This window comes from Leucobacter komagatae (assembly GCF_006716085.1).
GTDB lineage: Bacteria > Actinomycetota > Actinomycetes > Actinomycetales > Microbacteriaceae > Leucobacter > Leucobacter komagatae.
On record NZ_VFON01000001.1, the window covers coordinates 3192225 to 3208973 of the forward strand.

Sequence of the window (16749 nt, forward strand, 5' to 3'; positions counted from 1 at the left end):
CAAACTCCGCGCAGCTGGAGTGGGCCTAACCGCTCTCATGCTGCTCACGGGGGCTGGTATGAGCCCCGCCTCTGCGACAGTGGTCGAGGATTCCACTCCTCCCGCGCCGGTCGCCGAGACTGCAGAAGCCGCCGCTGCTCCGGCAGCAGCGCCCATTCAGGGTCGCCTCAAGGGCCCGTTCGTGATCTACCAAGAGAACGGCAAGTACCACATGGGGATCTACCCGAAGAGCCCCGGCCTGAACATCGTCGGACAGAAGGGCACCTCGGCATTCGCTGAGATGGTCGCTGCGAAGGACTACACCTTTCCCGCGCTCGGCACCTCTGGCGAGGTTCGCTCCGAGTCGGGGCTGTGTCTCGCGGACGTGAGCACGCTCAGCCTGCGCCTCGAGTCGTGCAACGGTTCGACAACTCAGCGGTGGAACGTTGACCCCTACGGGCTCCTGACCTCCTACAAGAACCGCGGCCTGATCGCTCACGGCTCATCGGGCGAGGTTACTCCCAAGGCGTACTACACGAGCTCGAAATCACGCCTCGTGCTCGAGCTGATGGGCCCCGAGACGCCACCGTTCGACGCGAAGATCGACAACACGAACAACGTGCAGCGTTCGGCTGTGATCTCCGGTCACGGCACCCCCGGCGCCACGGTGACCGCTGGCGGTCAGTCCGCCACGATCAACAAGGATGGCGAGTGGACCCTCACTGTCTCGGGCCTCGCGCTGGGCGAGAACCGCGTGCTCGTTGAGCACCGCGAGAACGGTGCCGTCACCGACTCGGCCACGCTGGTGATTGACTTCTCGGTCGTCGCGATTGACGCGAGCGTCGCGTTCCCGGCTGACGTCTCGCAGCGCGCTGTGCTCTCTGGCACCGCTCACCCGGGTGGCGAGGTCACCGTCTGGCAGGGCGGTTCGATGATCGCCAGCGCCGTGGCAGACCGCACTACCGGTGCGTTCTCGACCGAGCTCCCCGCCCCGAACGCGGCTGGCGGCCAAGTCTACACTTTGAAGCAGACCGTTGAGAACCAGCAGGCTCCCGGTGAGGTCGACGTTCACGCCGACTTCGGTAGCGCAGTCTCCATCGAGACCCCGGTGAACAACCTCATCCACAACGGCGGCGACCTGCGTTTCCAGGGCCGTGGCGTGGCCGGCGGCCGTGTGCTGCTGAGCGAGGACGGCCGCCCTGGCGTCCTCGAGGTTGCGACGGTTGGCTCGAACGGTATCTGGTCGATGACCCTGCCGAACGTTCCGAACAAGAACATCAGGTACTCGGTCGAGCAAACCGGCCGTGGCGCGAACGTCACGACTGCCAAGGTCGAGATCAACCCCGGCGTGACCAGCGAAAAGCTCGAGGTCACCACTCCCGCGCAGGGCGCCACGCTCCAGCCTGGCACCGTGATCTTCAAGGGAACGGCGAACGCTGGCGCGAACATTGAGCTCCGCTCGAACCTCACCGGTGCAGTGCTCGGCACGGCTGTTGCCGCCTCCGACGGCACCTGGACCGCGCAGGTGAACCGCCCGCTCGGTGCCGGCGCGTACAACATCCTCGTGCACAACGGTGCGCTGCAGGTTGCGCGTTCGTTCACGGTTGAGGCCCCGGCTCCGGTCGAGACGCTCACCGTGAAGAGCCCCGCCCAGGGCGAGGTGCTGCTCCCCGGTATCGTGACCTTCACTGGCACGGCAAACCCCGGTGCAACGATCGAACTGCGTTCGAACGTCTCGGGTGGCCTGCTCGGTTCGGGCACCGCTACGGCTCAGGGCAACTGGGCCGTTGACGTGAACCGCCAGCTGGGTGCTGGTGACTATGTGCTCGTTGTGAAGAACGGCCAGGTCAAGGTCGAGCGTGCGTTCACTGTTCGGGCCGCACACGTTGACGCACCCCTCGTGGTGACCGCACCCGCGCAGAACGCAACCGTTGCTCCGGGCAAGGTGACCTTCGCAGGTACCGCTGAGCCCGGCGCGACCGTTGAGATCAAGTCGAACATCACCGGCGCCCTTCTCGGCACCGGCACCGCGAACCAGGCAGGCAGCTGGGTCATCGACCTCAACCGCCAGCTCGGTGCTGATAACTACAGCCTGCGCGTCGTGACGGGCAACCAGCGAGTGGACCGCCAGTTCACCGTCGCAGCGCCGCCCGCAGAGGCACGCCTGAGCGTTGCCACCCCGGCAGAGGGCAGCCGCGTGAACCCCGGCGTCGTGATCTTCACCGGCACTTCGAACCCGGGCGCGAAGATCGAGCTCCGCTCGAACGTCACCGGTGCACTGCTCGGTGAGACCACCGCGTCAGCGGCTGGCAGCTGGTCGGCTGCGATGACCCGTCCGCTCGCCGCGGGCAACTACGTGGTCTTCGTGAAGAACGGTGCCGTGCAGGTCGACAGGGCGTTCACCGTGGCTGAGCCGCAGGTTGACAAGCCCCTGATCGTCGCATCCCCCGCACAGAACGCCACCGTGAACCCGGGCCCGGTTACCTTCACCGGTACCGCGAACCCCGGCATCCTCGTTGAGCTGCGCTCGAACGTCAACGGACTCGTCCTTGGCTCGGGCACGGCAGACGCATCGGGCTACTGGACCGCTACGACGAACCAGCAGCTTGGCGTTGCAAGCTACGTCATCGTGGTGAAGGCGGGTAACCAGGAAGTCCAGAGGGCATTCCAAGTTCGCTAGTTCCTCTCTGAACTAGTTCCCAATGGCCCGGCGGCCGTCTCTATTACAGAGGCGGCCGCCGGGTCTTTTGCGTGATGCTTCGCGATCGGAGATCCGGCTGCTACCGCGAACTGAGCTCACCTGCGGGGGCGTGTGGGGGTGCGCCTGATCCCGTAGGGCTGGTTGCTCCGCGAACGGGGCTTCCCTTGAGACCGCATGGGCTGAGAGCGAGCGTGGTCCGTGGGCTCCTCACGAGTCCGGATGGCGGTCCCGGAGCGCTACGCCGGAGGAACCACTATTCCGGTCTGGTAGAGCTTCGCTGGGTTAGCGAGGTCGCCGACGAAGCGTAGTTTGCTCTCGAGCTCCCACCCTCTGCAGAGCGGCCCTCGCAGGCCCTCCGCAACGGCCGCTGTCGCATGACCCAGCCACTTGCGGGGACGCAAAAGGGGCCTGTGGCGACGAATCGCCACAGGCCCCTTTTGAGGGGTGGGAGTTACAGCACCTGGAAGGAGCGGTCGATCTGCAGGCCGCCCGACTTCACGAGGATGACGTAGTGAGCGACGCCAAGCTGCTGGAACGTGGTCGCGCTCCAGTTGCCCGATGCGTTCGCGAGGCCCTCACCGAGCAGGATGCCGGTCACGTTCGAGCGCAGCTCGACCTTAGCGCCCGGGGTAGCCGTGCCCGTGAACGTGACGGGCCCGGGGGAGACCACGCCGTTCTCGGCCGGGGTGAGCACGTCGAGGTGGCCCTCGGCGGGCTTCTCTTTCACGGTGAACTGGCGGTCGATCCGCTGTCCATCCGACACTACCTGCACGCTGTAGAAATCAGGTGCGAGCGTGCGGGTGATGGTCGCGCTCCAATTGCCCGAAGCGTCTGCGGTGCCAACGCCCAGGAGCGAGCCGGTCACGTTCGAGCGAAGCTCGACGCGTGCGTTGTCTGCCGCCCTGCCGGTGAAGGTCACCGTGCCCGAGGTCAGCGTTGCGTTCTGTGCCGGCGAGCTTACGCTCAGCGGGCGCTGAAGCGGCTGCTCGCCGACCTCGAACGAGCGCTCAACACGAATCGTGCCGTTGGTGACGACGATGACGTAGCGAGCGGTGCCGAGCGCCCGGTTGGTATCCGCGGTCCAATCGCCGTTCGCGTTCGCGGTTGCCGAGCCGAGCAGAGCGCCGGTCACGTTCGAGCGCAGTTCGATGGCTGCACCCGCGTTCGCGGAGCCCGCGAAGGTCACGACGCCAGGGTCGACGACAGCGTTCTGTGCGGGGGAGGAGACGTTCAGGAAGCCCTCGGTCTGCTTCTCCTGCACCGTGAACTGCCGGTCGACGTTCTGCGTGCCAGCAACGACACGAATGCTGTAGAAGTCAGGGCCCAGATTCTTGGTGATGTCGGCGCTCCAGTTGCCATTCGCGTCTGCGGTGGCAACCCCGAGGAGCGAGCTCGTGACGTTCGAGCGGAGCTCAACGCGGATGTGGGGCGTTGCGGTACCCGTGAACGTGATCTTCCCCGCATCGAGCGTGGCGTTCTGCGCGGGTGCGGTCACGGTGAGCGGGAGCACAACGGGTGCCTTCACGGTGAAGGCGCGCAGCACCTGCAGGCCGCCGTTCTTCACTGTCACGACGTACTGGCCAGCCGTGAGTGCGCGGTTGGTCGTCGCCGTCCACGTGCCATCGGCGCGGGCCGTCGTCGAGCCGAGCACGCCGCCGGTGTGGCTCGAGAGGAGCTCGATTGTCGCGCCCGGGTTGGCCTTGCCGGTGAAGGTGACGGTGCCCTCGGGCAGCTCGGCGCCCTCAGCGGGTGTGAGGACGTCGAGAACCTCGTCGGTGATGCCGGGGTTCAGCTCGACGGTCGCGGTGGTCACGTTCGCGCCACGGCCGGTCTGCTCGGCGACGTAGGTGACGTTGTGCTTCACCACGTTTGCGACCTGGATGGTCCACATGCCGTTCGAGAGCACTGTCGCGCTTCCGACGCTGCCGGGCTTGCCCTTCTCCTGGAGCTGGACGCTGCCGCCCGGGACGCCACGTCCCTGGAACGTGACTGGTCCACCCGGGTGGACCTGGCCGTTTGCCGGGGTGTCGATCGAGACGGCGCTGCCGTACTCGCCGAGCACCTCGATTGCGCCGGGTGCGGTCTCGCCGCCGACGACCTGGCTCACGGTGTAGACCTGTGTGCCGCCCGCGCCGGGTGCGCGGAGCGCCGTCGAGAACCTGCCGGTGACAGCGTGCGCCGTCGTAGTGGTGACCTTGGTGCCGGCGCGCCAGATCTCTACGGTGGCGCCGGGGTGTGCGGTGCCGGAGACGGTGGCACTCTGGAATACGTCGCCTGCGAAGTCGATGCTTGCGGTGATCTCCGCAGCCTTCAGCGAGACCTCAACGGTTGCCGAGTCGGTGAGCGTGCCGCCCTCGTAGTGCTCGACGAACACCTGGTTCGCGCCGAGCTTCAGGCCGGTGACCTTGAATGACCAGGTGCCCTGGCTGTCGGCCCGCACCTCGTGGGTGCCGTTGATCACGACCGAGGCGCCCGGGTTGGCGCTGCCCTTCAGCACCGCGGAGCGCGACGGCAGATCGGTCGACTCGACCAAGGCCGTGAAGCCCGGGTGCTCGAGCGTCATGTCGCGCAGGTCAAGCTGTGAGGTCGGCACGGGGGCGTTGCTCGCCGCGTACATGACCGAGTGGTCTGTGCCCGGGAAGCCGTAGCCCTGCACGCCGCGGCCTTCGCGCGAGGTGAGGATGCCTGCGGTCGTGAGGTTCCAGAGCTGCTCGGGTGACCCGTTGCAGGTTGCGAGCTTCATCGGGGTCCCTGAGACGGCGCAGAGGCCGGCCTCGTTGCGGATGACATCGGTCGTGCCGGGCTTCGGGAAGGTGTAGATACCTGCCGCGTCGCGCGCGCTTGAGTAGCTCCCGACTCGCGCCACGAGCGAGCCAGAGGAGTCACCGGCGTCAGCCATGATTCCGAGGCGGGTCTCGTTGTGGTGGTCAACGACAAATTTGCCCTTGAGCCGGCCCTCGCCCGTCGCGGCGTACGCCGTGCTGTCGGCGAATACTGGCCCGACTCCGACGGAAAGCCCAGTAAACGCCAGCGTTGCGGCCAGCCCGGCCCCAACGAGTCGGCGTTTGTGTTGTCTTTGCGACATATACCTTTACCTCTCAGACTGCATGTTCGTGTCGGCAGCGCCAACACGCGCACAACCCGCCTGCTCGCAGAGGTTGCCCGGAGAAGCAGGTCACGCTCAGTCCAGTATGTGAAATTCTAGTATTTCTGTCAATTTAGGCGAGGCTTATTTGCGTGTTGCTATGAGGAGGTTTTCGATCTCCGGCACAATGCGACCGGTGGTGAACCGAGAGGCGCTGGCGATCGCGGCCGCGCCAACGGTCGTGCGGCGCATCGGCTCGTCGATGAGGCGGCGGATGGCGAGGGTGAGGCCGCTCGCGCTCCCCGCCGGGTAGGTCTCGCAGTCGACCCCTGGCGTCAGGAGTTCAACGGCCCCGGCGTTTGCAGCGACGACCGTTGGTCGCCCGGCGGCAAGTGACTCGATGATCACCTGGCCGAAGGGCTCTGGGCGCGTGCTCGTGTGCAGCACAATGTCTGCGTGCCGAATGATTTCATCTGGCCTGTCGACGTGCCCGAGGAAGTGGACGAACGGGGTGAGGCGCAGGTCAGCGACCGCTTGTTTGAGCCGCGCGAGATACTCGTCGTCCCCCGGGAACTGGGTGTCGCCGGCGATGTCGAGCTCGACGGGGTGGCCCGCGGACCTGAGGGTCGAGAGGGCCCTGATTGCGAGATCCTGCCCCTTCCATTCGGTGATTCGGCCGAGCACGAGCAGCCTGATCGGCTGGCCTGGCGCCCGGGCCCGCTCGGCGCTGGGTGGCGCCGCTTGCTCGGGGGTGTCGATTGGGCAGGCGACGGTCGCCCAGGCGAGCCGCGCGGCCCAACCGGCCGACTGCTTGGTGAGCGTGGAGTTCGCGATGCGGGTGGATGGGAGCGTGGCAAAGGCTGTGCGGAGGGCGAGCGAGGGGAGGGGGCCGTGGGCGGGCGCGCCCAGGAGGTCGTGGGCGTGGGAGATGACGGGGATGCGCGCCAGCCTGCCGGCGATACCGCCAAGGAGGTGGGCCTTGGCCGAGTGGGTGTAGACGCGGTCGACGTTGCGCCCGCGGAGGGTCGCGGCGAGGCCCCGTGCGTACCTCCAGGGCCGCACGCGAGCGCCCTCCCCGGCGCGAAGCGGCACGACCAGCGTCTCGATACCGCGTTCGCGCAGGATCTGTTCGAGCGGCCCGTGCTCGCCAAGGATCACGAGCGGTCGCACTTGCGTCATTGCTGCGGCGACTCGCGCGACGAGCAGCTCGGCGCCGGATGGGCGGGCGCTGTGGGTGAAGAAAGCAACGGTGAGCATGGGGCTCCAGGTCTCAAGGAAAGCAAATGATATATTAGCATTGTGAAATTTGAAACCGATTCAGGGGCGGACGATGGCCGGCCCGCAGCCCCCAAGCGGCGAAGCCGCCGTTCGCGAATCGCGCTAACCGTCGGGGCTCTTGTCGTCGCGCTTATCGCGATCGCAGCCGGCGCAGTCGGCCTGTTCCTCAACAATCTCGTGAACGTGTTTGAGGGCCAGGTCGACGTGCTCACCACCTCCGAAGCGTTCCCCGCGGAGGAGGGGCGGCCCGAGCCGAGCAGCGATGGCGCGCTGAACATCCTGCTGCTCGCGTCCGACTCACGGGGCGACGTTGCAGAGGTGGCGAAAGACCCGGAGGACACGAGCGCCACGGACCAACGCTCGGACGTCTTAATGGTGGTGCACCTCGGCGCTGATCGCTCGCAGGTTCAGGTCATGTCGATCATGCGTGACAGCTTCGTCGAGGTGCCCGGTCACGGCAAGGCCAAGATCAACGCCGCCCTGTCGTGGGGAGGTACACCACTCGCGGTGCAGACCGTCGAGGGGCTCCTCGGGGTGCGGATCGATCACGTCGCGCTCATCGGCTTTGACGGGTTCGCGCAGATGACGGACGCGCTGGGCGGCGTGACCGTCAACGTGCCCGAAGCGTTCGACGAGGGCGGGTACAGGTTCACCGCGGGCGAGACGACGATGGGCGGAGACCAAGCGCTCGTGTTCGTGAGGCAGCGCTACGCATTTGCAGACGGCGACTTCCAGCGCGTCAAGAATCAGCAGGCGTTCATTCGCTCGCTCGCTGAGAACGCGGTGAGTCGCGGGACGTTTACGAACCCGGCGAAACTCAGCGACCTCGTCACCGCGGTGGCGCAGAACCTCTCAGTCGACCCCGAGCTCACGCCGCAGCGCATGATCGATCTCGGGCTGAGCATGCGTGGCCTCGACCCCGCAAACATCGCCTACTTCACGGTGCCCGCGACGGGCACGGGCATGGAGGGCGACCAGTCGGTTGTCTACCTTGATGAGGCGTCACTCGAGCAGTTGCGCACCGCGCTCGCGAACGACACGGTTGACGAGTTCCTCGCCGCACGCATCGGAGGGTGAGCGCCCGCGGATGCTCCGTCAGGCTATCCGCGGAGCATCTGCGGCGCCGCGAGGACGTGCCCGATGAACCTGCCGGAGCGCGTCGACAGCTTGGCGCGGTACCCGCCGCCGAACGGCGCTTGCACGAGCGCGACGGCCACACCGGCCGCTTCGCGGAGCAGGTCTCGGAGCGACCACAGCGCTCCGTGTTCTCGGTGGCGGTGAAGGAGCGGGACGTCGAAGTGCGCGTCTTCCCGCGCCTGCTGAAAGAGCGCATCACCTGACTCTCGCCGGCGCACGGAGAGCAGGGCCCCCGGCGCTAGCGCGACCCGCGCGCCCGAGTATTGGGCCCGCCACGAGAAGTCGACGTCTTCGCTGCGGTCGAACGACTCGTCGAAACCGTCAAGGCGCTCGAGCAGGGCCCGGTGGGCCCCGAGGTTGCCGCTCGGCACGAACGGCAGGTGGCGAAACTTTCGCGGCAGCGAGGCAACGCCCACCTCACCCCAGGTGCCGACGCCGCCCGGGTTGAGGCGCTTGTAGTCGAAGACGCCGCTCGCCAGCTCGGCCGATTCGAGCTCGCCTACGAGCCCCGCGAGCCAGGTGGGGCCGACAAGGTCGTCGGCGTCGCAGAAGACGACGAACGTCGCCGCCGTCGACCGCCAGCCGGCGTTGCGAGCGTGACTTGGGCCGCGGCGTTCCGAGGAGTCAATCGCGCGAACACGCCAGTTGGCGGGCCACTCCACCCGCGCGGTGAGCCGCTCGACCTCTGCTTGGTCAGAGCCGTTGCAGCTCAGTACGACCTCGACCCCGGCCTCGAGAGGATCCTCTTGCCCCGCGAGCGCGGCGAGCTGCTCGGGCAGGTGCCCGTAGTCTGGGCCGACCGGGATCACGATCGCGACGCTCACCTCGAACCCCTTCACGCCGCTTCCCCCCGCGCGGCAGCGACGGCGGGAACGAGCGGGCGATCCTCACCGTCGAGCCACCCCCGAATGCGGCTGGCGGCCTCGGCGAGGGTGCGCTGGTGCTCGGCCACGCGCCCGGCAATGTGGCCGAGCGAGCGCTCATCAGTGCTCGCGAGCACCGCGGACGTGATCTCCGCGGCAGTGCTTGACGTCTGCAGCGAGGTGCGCTCTCCGGTGACGCTCAGCCAGAAGTCGTCGCACTTACTCGCGTAGGCGAGCGGAGTCGCGGCGACGCCAGCTGCGACGGCCGCGACGGTTCCGTGGAGCCGCTCCGAGACGAAGGCGCGCGTGCCAGCGATCGCGTTCATCATGCCGAGCACATCGCCAGAGAACTGCTCGACCGGAACGTCCCCGAGCACCCCGCGGAGGGCGTCATTGACGGGCGCGTCCGCGTCCGTCATCTGGAAGAGTACGATGCCGGCGTTCATGCGCTCGGCGGCATCTTTCACCCCTCGGGCGACCTCGGCAACGTTGAACCTGCTGCTGCCCTCGGAGCCCAGGCAGAGCCCGATCGACTCACGTCGGCGCGGGGAGAGTTCGACGACCGCGGGATAGCCCAGCGCCGGGTCCCCGATGACGGGGCTCGGGCGGAGCTCAGCGGCGCAGGCCGACGCCGTGAGCGGGCGGCGCACCCCGAGCAGGTCGAACCCGGCGATCTCGCGCCAGGCCTGCCAGTCATGGGGCTGCCTGTCGAGCGTGAACGCGTCGCCAACCTCGGCGGCGCCAGCGCCCGCCGCGAACATCCGCTTGGCGCCGAACATGCGCTGCGCAAGCTTCGCGTGCTCCGCCCACGTGCCGAACCCGACGGTCGTGCCGCCGCCCAGCAAGATGGCGCGCTCACTGCCCATGAGCCGGATCCGGGATGGGATGAACGCAGCGGCCTCCTTCACAAGGTAGCGGCCGAGGCTGAGGGGAGCTGTCGCGTCGAGCGGGGCGTCGAGCGCGGCCTTCCAATAGTCGTAGATCAGTTCGTCGCCGAAATTGGCGTTGTCCTGCCAGCCGAGGTAGACGAGCTCTCGCCTACGGGTCGTATTCACGGATGCCTCCATCAGTCTGAGTCAGGGGTGCGCTTGCGCACGAGCGCAAGGAGAGAGCGCGCCGAAGCGCGGATCGGCGGGATGCCCGCAATCGCGGCCCCAGCCACGGCCAGCGCGACGCCGCCGCCCAACAGCAGCCGAACGAGCGGTGTTCCTGTGAAGCTGATCGCGAGCGCGGCGGACCCCGCCGCAAGGACGGTGACGACCGTGGGCCAGAGGAGCGGGCCGAGCACATCACCGGCGCGCAGCGGGGAGCGGCGGCACGCGAGCACGAGCGCGGGCACGGTCGAGGCGAGCGACGCGGCGCTCACGGCGATCGCCATGCCGCCCGCGCCGTGCTGGAGGCCGAGCAGGATCGCAGGGATCGTGAACACCGCGATGCCGACGGTGAGCGCCGACTGCGCGCGAGCGTTTCCCGTCGACACGAACACCCAGGAGGCGGCGAAGACGAGCGGCGCGGCAAACCCGACGCCGAGCAGCAGCCGCATCAGCGCGGCCGACGCGAGCCAGGCCTCGCCGAAGAGGATCCCGATGATCTCAGGCGCGAGGAGCGCGACGAGGGCGAGAACGGGCCACAGGACGAGCGTGAAGAGTGCGAGCACTCGCCTGAAGTAGTTCCTGTAGCGCTCACCCTCTCCCTGGAGCCGGCTCAGGCCGGGGATGATGACGCGCTGCAGCGGCGCACTGAGCTGGGCGACGGGGAGCTGGATGAGCTGCATCGCCTGCGCGTACATGCCGACGGCCGCCGAGCTGCCCGCGGCGCCAAGGAGCACGCGGTCGAGGTTCTGGGAGACGTAGCGCGCCGTCTGCGTGACCGCTGCGTTGAGGCCGAAACTCACGTAGGGGCGGGCGGCTTCTCGCGGCGCGGGCCGCGTCGGCCGCCACCGCCCGACGATGAGCACCGCGCCGCACTGCACCGCCGCGACCGCGACGGCTTGCCAAACCAGGCTTGCCGCGCCCCAGCCGGTGACCGCGAGGGCGACTGCGACAGCGCACCCGAGGGCGGCTGCGCCAAAATCGATTGCTGCGAGTGCGTGGAAACGGAGATTCCGCGAGAACAGCGCGGTCGGAACCGCAGCGACGCCCGCGCACACGAGCACGGCCGCGAGTGCGGGGGAATACGTCGCGACCCGTTGGTCACCGATGAGCGAGCCAACAGCCGGGGCCGCAGCGACGAGCGCAACGCCAAGAACAGCCCCGACGGCGCAGCTGATGAAGTGCACCCGGCTGGCGATGGCGTCGGTGAGATCTCGCCGCTGCAGTACGGCCGAGGCAAGGCCCGAGCCGCGGAGCAGCTCTGAGATTGAACTAAACACGAGAACGATTGCGGCAAACCCGTACTCAACGGGGCCGATAATCCGCGCGACGATGATGACCGTGCCAAACTGCAGCACGAAGCGTCCCCAAACGCCGATAGCGGTGCTGATTCCGCCGCGAGCTAGCGCCGTCGCGAGCCTTGGCGATGACGGGTTCGCGGGAGGCATGGAGGATCGATCTTTCATATATGCAGAAATTTCAGTATACTATCCCTTTGGGTGAAGTGCCACACACCGGAGCGGTGGCGACAACGGACATCGGCCGGAGGTGACGAGAAGAGTATGACCGGACTCGGCGCGCTCTTCGCTGCCCTCATCATCGTGGGACTGTTCCGTCGCGCACTGTTTCCCTGGGTGCTTGCGCTCTCCGCGGCCTTCCCGTACTCGGCGGCGGTCACGATCGCTGGCAACTCGATCATCCCGTTCCACATGGTCGCAGCGATCGCGTGCGCGCTGTTGTTTTTTGAGGCACCGGAGGAGCGAAGCGGGGCCGCCCGCCCGGGGCTGCCCGCACTCCTCCTCTTTCTGGGGTGGTCGCTGTTTATCACGGTCACCGGCCCGTTTCTCTTCGCCGGTGAGCCGGTGCTTAACCCGCGTACGGGCATCGACCTCGCGGTTCGTGCGCAAGAGCCGCTGCAGTACACGATTTCGATGTTCGCACAGGCCGGGTACCTGATCCTCACCGTCGGAGGTGTCCTGTACCTCGCGAGGCGCCAGTTTTCGCTGTGGCTCGCGATGCTGCCATTTGCAGTCGCGACCGGGCTTGGCGCACTCAACTGGGCGATGGTCAGCGTCGGCTTGACCTGGCCGTCGTGGTTCTTCGACACTTCGCACAACGTGATCTACTCGCACCGCATGCGCGGCGGGGTCTTTAACGAGCCGTCGCAGTTTGGCGGCTTCGCCGTCGCCGCGGTTGCGCTCTTCGCGGTTGCGGCCGTGCTCACGCGAGGCTGGAGTCGCGGGGTGCTCGTCGGGCTTGCGGCTCTCGCAGCGCTGAACATCGTGAACTCGGAGGCAGGGACCGCGCTCGGCGGCCTCGCCATCATCCTCGCCATCGGAGCCGCGACGGCGCTCTGGCGCCTCGTCGCCGCGGGCCGTGGAGCGCCCCTCATTGTGTTCGGGGCGGGCGGCGTCGCGCTCGTGATGCTGCTGGCCGGAGACACTGTGCTTTCGTGGGGTGAGAAGATTCTCGGCGGCAAGATCGGCTCCGCTTCCATGGAGGTGAGGTCCTCGAGCGACGCGTTCTCGCTCGAGCTGCTTTGGCAAACCTGGGGCCTCGGTGTTGGCTTAGGGGCGAACCGCCCATCTTCGTTCGCGACGATGCTGGTGTCGTGCGTCGGGGTTCTCGGCACCGTCGCCTTCGTCGTCATGATCTTCCAGCTCGTCGCTCGGGCGCGACTGCACCCACTCGGGGCCGCGCCAATCTGGGGCCTGCTCGCGTTTCTCGCGGCAAAAGCCGTCAGCCTCCCCGACCTCGCAACGCCAGGCATGTGGATCCTGATCGCGGCATGCGCCCAGATCGCGTGGGCGCTCCCCACATCTTCACCCGAAATCACAACGCCGGATCGCGCGCTCGCGCGGCCGGAGAATGGCACCTCAGATGGACTTGAAAGACACCTTCCGGATCTTGCGGAGGAGGTGGGTGCTGATCCTTACGCTGGCATTGGTAGGGGCCGTCGTCGCCCAGGGGGCGACCTTCCTTACGAAGCCTCGGTACGCCGCGACCGCGCAGCTCTTCGTCGCAACCCAGGGGAATGACTCGGTTGGTGACCTCAATCAGGGCAACGCGTTCGCGCAGGGCCGCGTTGCGTCGTACGTGACCCTCGCCACGAGCGACCGCATCCTGGCCGAGGTTGGTGATGAGTTCGGGCTCAGCGTCGAAGAGATGCGCGGCAAGATTTCAGCGGTGAACCCGCCCAATACCGTGCTTATCGACGTTCGCGTCGAGAGCGGCAACGCGGTGCAGGCCGCGAAGATTGCGAACGGGGTTGCCGAGCGGCTCGTCGAGCTCGTGGCCTCGGTCGAGAACGTCGACGCCATTGGTGGGCAGTCTGCGCCGGTCGCGCTGACCCAGGTGCAGGAGGCGGCACCGCCTATCGTTCCGTTCGCGCCGAGCATGGTCCGCAACCTCGCGCTCGGAGGGCTGCTCGGTCTCTTGACGGGCATTTCGGCCGCGCTATTGATTGGTCGCTTCGACACGCGATTGCGAACCCGTGAAGACATCTCCGCGCTGAGCGAGACGAGCGTGCTCGGCGAATTCTCAGCAGAGCACTCCGCCGCTGGGACGCTCGTGATCAACGACCTTGAGACCTACAGCATTCGAACCGAACGCTACCGGCAGCTGCGCACGCACCTGCAGTTCATGAACGTGGACGGCGGGATGCGGAGCATGCTGGTGACCTCGTCGATCCCGGGCGAGGGCAAGAGCACAACTGTCGCGAACCTCGCGATTGTGCTCGCCGAAAGCGGGGTACGAACCCTGCTCATCGACGCTGACCTCCGGCGGCCGCGCCTCGCGAACATACTCGGCCTCGAGGGCTCGGTCGGGCTCACGACGGTGCTCTCGGGCAGGGTTGATCTGCATGACGTCGTGCAAACCGTGCCTGTCGGAGCGGGCCTTGACGTACTCACGTCGGGCATGATCCCGCCGAACCCGAGCGAGATGCTGGGTTCGGAGAAAATGGAGCGGCTTCTCGCGGCGGCCTCGGGGGAGTACGAGGTCGTACTGCTCGACAGCCCACCGCTGGTGAGCGTGAGTGATCCCGCAGGCCTGGCGACGCTCGTGAGCGGTGTGCTGCTCGTCGCAAGCGGGGACGGCCGCCTGCACAAAGACCAGTTCAAGCGCTCGCTCGAGCAGCTGCGGCTCGTGCGCGCGAAACTGTTTGGGCTCGTGCTCAACAACCTTGACCTCGGGCGCGAAGAAGCCCGGTACACCTACGAGACGAGCTACCAGAGCCCCGACCCCGACGCTCCGACCCGTTCTGCTGAGCGTCGGAAAAAACGGCGCGCGGTGGCGCAGGCAGGGGGCGCCAGTGTTTAGATCGCAGATTACCGTCGTGTGTACGGCGAACCTCTGTAGGTCGCCGTACATGGAAGCGCGCCTGCGCGAGCAGCTTCGCTCGGTCACCTCGGCGCCCCTGGCCGTGGGCAGCGCCGGCACGCGGGCGCGGGCGGGCGAGGGGATGGCCAGCGAAACGCTCGGCCTGCTCACTGAGCGCGGGGTGCCCGTCGCAGGCGAGTTTCAAGCGCGTCAGCTGACGACTGCAATTGTCGCGGACTCCGACCTTCTGCTCACCGCGAGCCGCGAGCAGCGGGCTCAAGTGCTCGAGATCTCACCGCTCGCGCTGCGGCGTGCGTTCACACTGCGCGAGTTCGCGGCGTTGCTCTGCGGGGTACGGCTCGCGCCTGAATCGATTGCCTCTGGCGAATGGCTGGCGCTCGCGACCGCCTACGCGCTCTCGCGGCGAACGGCGAACGCGCAGCTCGTGAACTCGCCGAGCGCCGACATCGACGACCCTTACGGGCGCGGCGAGGAAGCGTTTGAACGGATGGCATCAGAAGTCGACGCGAGCATCGCTCTGATTCTGGAGAATCTGGTCAGCGCCGCCAAATAGTTGTCAGTTGAGGGTCAATACTTGGCTAATGCCGAGTATTGACCCTTTTGCTTGCGTGGAGCACCCGGGGCCGTGCGTGCAGGCCGTAATTTCTTGCGTAGTGAGTGGGCGGTGCGTAAGGGATTTCCGTAAGAGTAGTCGGTGCGCTGCGAGGGAAAACCGGTGCGAATTTGCCTGGTACCGTGCTCAATTCTGATGTACACGTAGCCTAATAGGCTAGTATTCTAATGGCGCGGACAGCGCTGAATATTTGAAGCAAGAGAGGCACAATGCCGGTACCTACATCGACACAAATTGTGATGCCGCGGCGCCTGCTCCTTCGTGACACGGTTCGCGACAGGCTCCGTGATGGAATCATGGATGGGACGTTTGCGCCCGGCGAGGTTCTGAACGACAAGGACCTGCAGGAGTGGCTGGGGGTCTCACGCACTCCGATTCGTGACGCCCTCAACGAGCTTGCCCGGTCGGGCCTCGTTGAGATGGAGCCGAATCGCTACACGCGGGTGGCAAACCCGAGCGAGGACGAGATTATTCTCGCCATGCAAACACTGGGGGTACTGTACGCGGGGGTGATTCAGCTCGCAGTGCCGCGGATGAGTCAGCGGACAGCGGCGTCGATTGCGGGGGGCATCGACAAATTCGCGGACGCGATTGAGCGCGCCGACCACGACTCCATTCGCAAACTTGGCTTTCCCACGTTCGAGCTCTACGAGCGCGAGTGTGGCAACGCGATCCTCGTGCAGCTCTGCAGGGAGTCTGTTGACGGGCTCGCGTTCAAGATCCGCGCGAAGCGGGTCCTCGAAGTGACGAACGTCGTCAAACTTGTCGTCGACCTCCGCGAACTCGCGGAGGCAACGCGTGAGCAAGACGCTGACCGCGCGGTTGCGGCATCGAACGGGGTGTTCCAGCTCGCCTAACGGGCGTGACCAAGCGAAACGGCCGGGTCGACACATCAGTGTCTACCCGGCCGTTCTGCTAGGCGCCGCTTGGCATGCGCCCTACATCTGCGGGAAGGTGGTGCAGCTGTTTCACCGCCGCCTCGGCGGCGTGCGCGTCGCGCGACTCAATGGCCGCCCGGAGTAGGGACCAGCACTCCGAAGCGCCCACCCAGTGCGGGGTGCGTTGCTGCGCAGCGACCCGGGCGCGGTACAGCAGTGGGGTGAGCGCGGAGCGAGTGCGGTGTTCGAGCACCCGATTGGGGCAGCGGTCGAGGAGGTAGGTGAATACCAGGTGTACGGCGGCCGTGTGCGCGTAGAGGTCGCGGCTGACCACGTGCTGCTGGGCGTCGGCAACTCTCGCATCGAGTGCACCCAACTGTTCGTCGTCGAGCGCCGGCAGCGTGAGTCGGATGACCCCGCCCATGAGCACCCCGAGGGTCTCGAGTGAGTCTTCGCCCTCGCCCGGGTCGGCGGAGATGACCGAGGTGTGGCTCTGCGCGCGGATGTCAACAAGACCCTCGGTTGCGAGCGCGTTGAGTGCGTCGCGGATGGGGGTGCGGGAGGTTCCGAGCCACTCCTGCAGGGCCCGGTGGTCGAGGCGCTCACCGGCGCGGAAGTCTCCTCGAAGAATCGCGGCGCGGATCGAGTCTTGCGCGCGATCTTTCAAGAGTCGCCGACCTGGCAACCTGGGGGGAGTGAGGAGTTGTACGAGGGGCATTGGGGGCAGCCTTTCGAGCAGCGGGGGCAATACTACAGTTCACTAATATATCAGCATTATTCGAT

The 16749-nt window shown here is 66.9% G+C and carries 12 protein-coding genes; 6 read left to right on the plus strand and 6 right to left on the minus strand.

Going from position 1 to position 16749, the window contains the following annotated elements; genetic code table 11:
• The first annotated feature begins 58 nt into the window (after window positions 1–58).
• Window positions 59–2659 (plus strand): Ig-like domain-containing protein, encoded by a 2601-nt coding sequence (locus FB468_RS14435; RefSeq protein WP_141887949.1) that lies wholly within the window; start codon window positions 59–61, stop codon window positions 2657–2659.
• 472 nt (window positions 2660–3131) lie between these two features.
• Here FB468_RS14435 and FB468_RS14440 read toward each other — a convergent pair whose 3' ends face one another.
• Together FB468_RS14440 and FB468_RS14445 are read right to left on the minus strand one after the other, a co-directional pair.
• The gene (locus FB468_RS14440; RefSeq protein WP_141887950.1) at window positions 3132–5765 is read right to left on the minus strand and encodes an Ig-like domain-containing protein; all 2634 of its coding nucleotides are present in this window, start codon (window positions 5763–5765) and stop codon (window positions 3132–3134) included.
• 144 nt (window positions 5766–5909) lie between these two features.
• Window positions 5910–7022: a glycosyltransferase family 4 protein gene (locus FB468_RS14445; RefSeq protein WP_141887951.1), complete on the minus strand. Its 1113-nt coding sequence runs from the start codon at window positions 7020–7022 to the stop codon at window positions 5910–5912.
• Window positions 7023–7064: 42 nt separating this feature from the next.
• Here FB468_RS14445 and FB468_RS14450 point away from each other — a divergent pair, with 42 nt between their 5' ends.
• Window positions 7065–8120, plus strand: a complete 1056-nt coding sequence (locus FB468_RS14450) for an LCP family protein (RefSeq protein ID WP_141887952.1) — start codon at window positions 7065–7067, stop codon at window positions 8118–8120.
• A 23-nt stretch (window positions 8121–8143) separates the two neighbouring features.
• On the opposite strand, the gene FB468_RS14455 is transcribed toward FB468_RS14450, so the two are convergent.
• From FB468_RS14455 to FB468_RS14465, 3 genes are read right to left on the minus strand one after another with little or no spacing between them, the layout of a single operon-like run.
• A complete protein-coding gene (locus FB468_RS14455) occupies window positions 8144–9019 on the minus strand; it encodes a glycosyltransferase family 2 protein (protein ID WP_141887953.1) in 876 nt (291 codons plus the stop codon).
• A complete protein-coding gene (locus FB468_RS14460) occupies window positions 9016–10098 on the minus strand; it encodes a polysaccharide pyruvyl transferase family protein (RefSeq protein ID WP_170219751.1) in 1083 nt (360 codons plus the stop codon). The genes FB468_RS14455 and FB468_RS14460 overlap by 4 nt, the downstream gene beginning before the upstream one ends.
• 11 nt (window positions 10099–10109) lie before the next feature.
• On the minus strand, window positions 10110–11582 hold the full coding sequence (locus FB468_RS14465; protein WP_170219752.1) for a lipopolysaccharide biosynthesis protein: 1473 nt from the start codon (window positions 11580–11582) through the stop codon (window positions 10110–10112).
• Between the two features lie 114 nt (window positions 11583–11696).
• Between FB468_RS14465 and FB468_RS17470 the strand changes: the two genes are divergently transcribed.
• From FB468_RS17470 to FB468_RS17175, 4 genes are all read left to right on the plus strand, one after another.
• A complete protein-coding gene (locus tag FB468_RS17470; RefSeq protein ID WP_246055907.1) occupies window positions 11697–13172 on the plus strand; it encodes a hypothetical protein in 1476 nt (491 codons plus the stop codon).
• Complete coding sequence (locus FB468_RS14470) at window positions 13057–14454, plus strand: tyrosine-protein kinase domain-containing protein (RefSeq protein WP_246055908.1); 1398 nt, start codon at window positions 13057–13059, stop codon at window positions 14452–14454. The genes FB468_RS17470 and FB468_RS14470 overlap by 116 nt, the downstream gene beginning before the upstream one ends.
• 16 nt (window positions 14455–14470) lie before the next feature.
• Window positions 14471–15028 carry an arsenate reductase/protein-tyrosine-phosphatase family protein gene (locus FB468_RS14475; RefSeq protein ID WP_281290292.1) on the plus strand — a complete coding sequence of 186 codons (558 nt, stop codon included), beginning with the start codon at window positions 14471–14473 and terminating at the stop codon, window positions 15026–15028.
• 299 nt (window positions 15029–15327) lie between these two features.
• Window positions 15328–15945, plus strand: coding sequence for a GntR family transcriptional regulator (locus FB468_RS17175; RefSeq protein ID WP_246055910.1), 618 nt, complete (start codon window positions 15328–15330; stop codon window positions 15943–15945).
• Window positions 15946–16003: 58 nt separating this feature from the next.
• Here the strand turns inward: FB468_RS17175 and FB468_RS14485 are convergent, their stop codons facing one another.
• Complete coding sequence (locus FB468_RS14485; protein WP_141887958.1) at window positions 16004–16684, minus strand: GntR family transcriptional regulator; 681 nt, start codon at window positions 16682–16684, stop codon at window positions 16004–16006.
• Window positions 16685–16749 lie beyond the last annotated feature (65 nt).

Bases quoted from the DNA above. Each gene is read 5' to 3' on its own strand.
- FB468_RS14445 (WP_141887951.1), bottom strand. From the start codon at position 7,022: ATGCTCACCGTTGCTTTCTTCACCCACAGCGCCCGCCCATCCGGCGCC.
- FB468_RS17175 (WP_246055910.1), top strand. From the start codon at position 15,328: ATGCCGCGGCGCCTGCTCCTTCGTGACACGGTTCGCGACAGGCTCCGT.
- FB468_RS14465 (WP_170219752.1), bottom strand. From the start codon at position 11,582: ATGCCTCCCGCGAACCCGTCATCGCCAAGGCTCGCGACGGCGCTAGCT.
- FB468_RS14435 (WP_141887949.1), top strand. From the start codon at position 59: ATGAGCCCCGCCTCTGCGACAGTGGTCGAGGATTCCACTCCTCCCGCG.
- FB468_RS14440 (WP_141887950.1), bottom strand. From the start codon at position 5,765: ATGTCGCAAAGACAACACAAACGCCGACTCGTTGGGGCCGGGCTGGCC.
- FB468_RS14485 (WP_141887958.1), bottom strand. From the start codon at position 16,684: ATGCCCCTCGTACAACTCCTCACTCCCCCCAGGTTGCCAGGTCGGCGA.
- FB468_RS17470 (WP_246055907.1), top strand. From the start codon at position 11,697: ATGACCGGACTCGGCGCGCTCTTCGCTGCCCTCATCATCGTGGGACTG.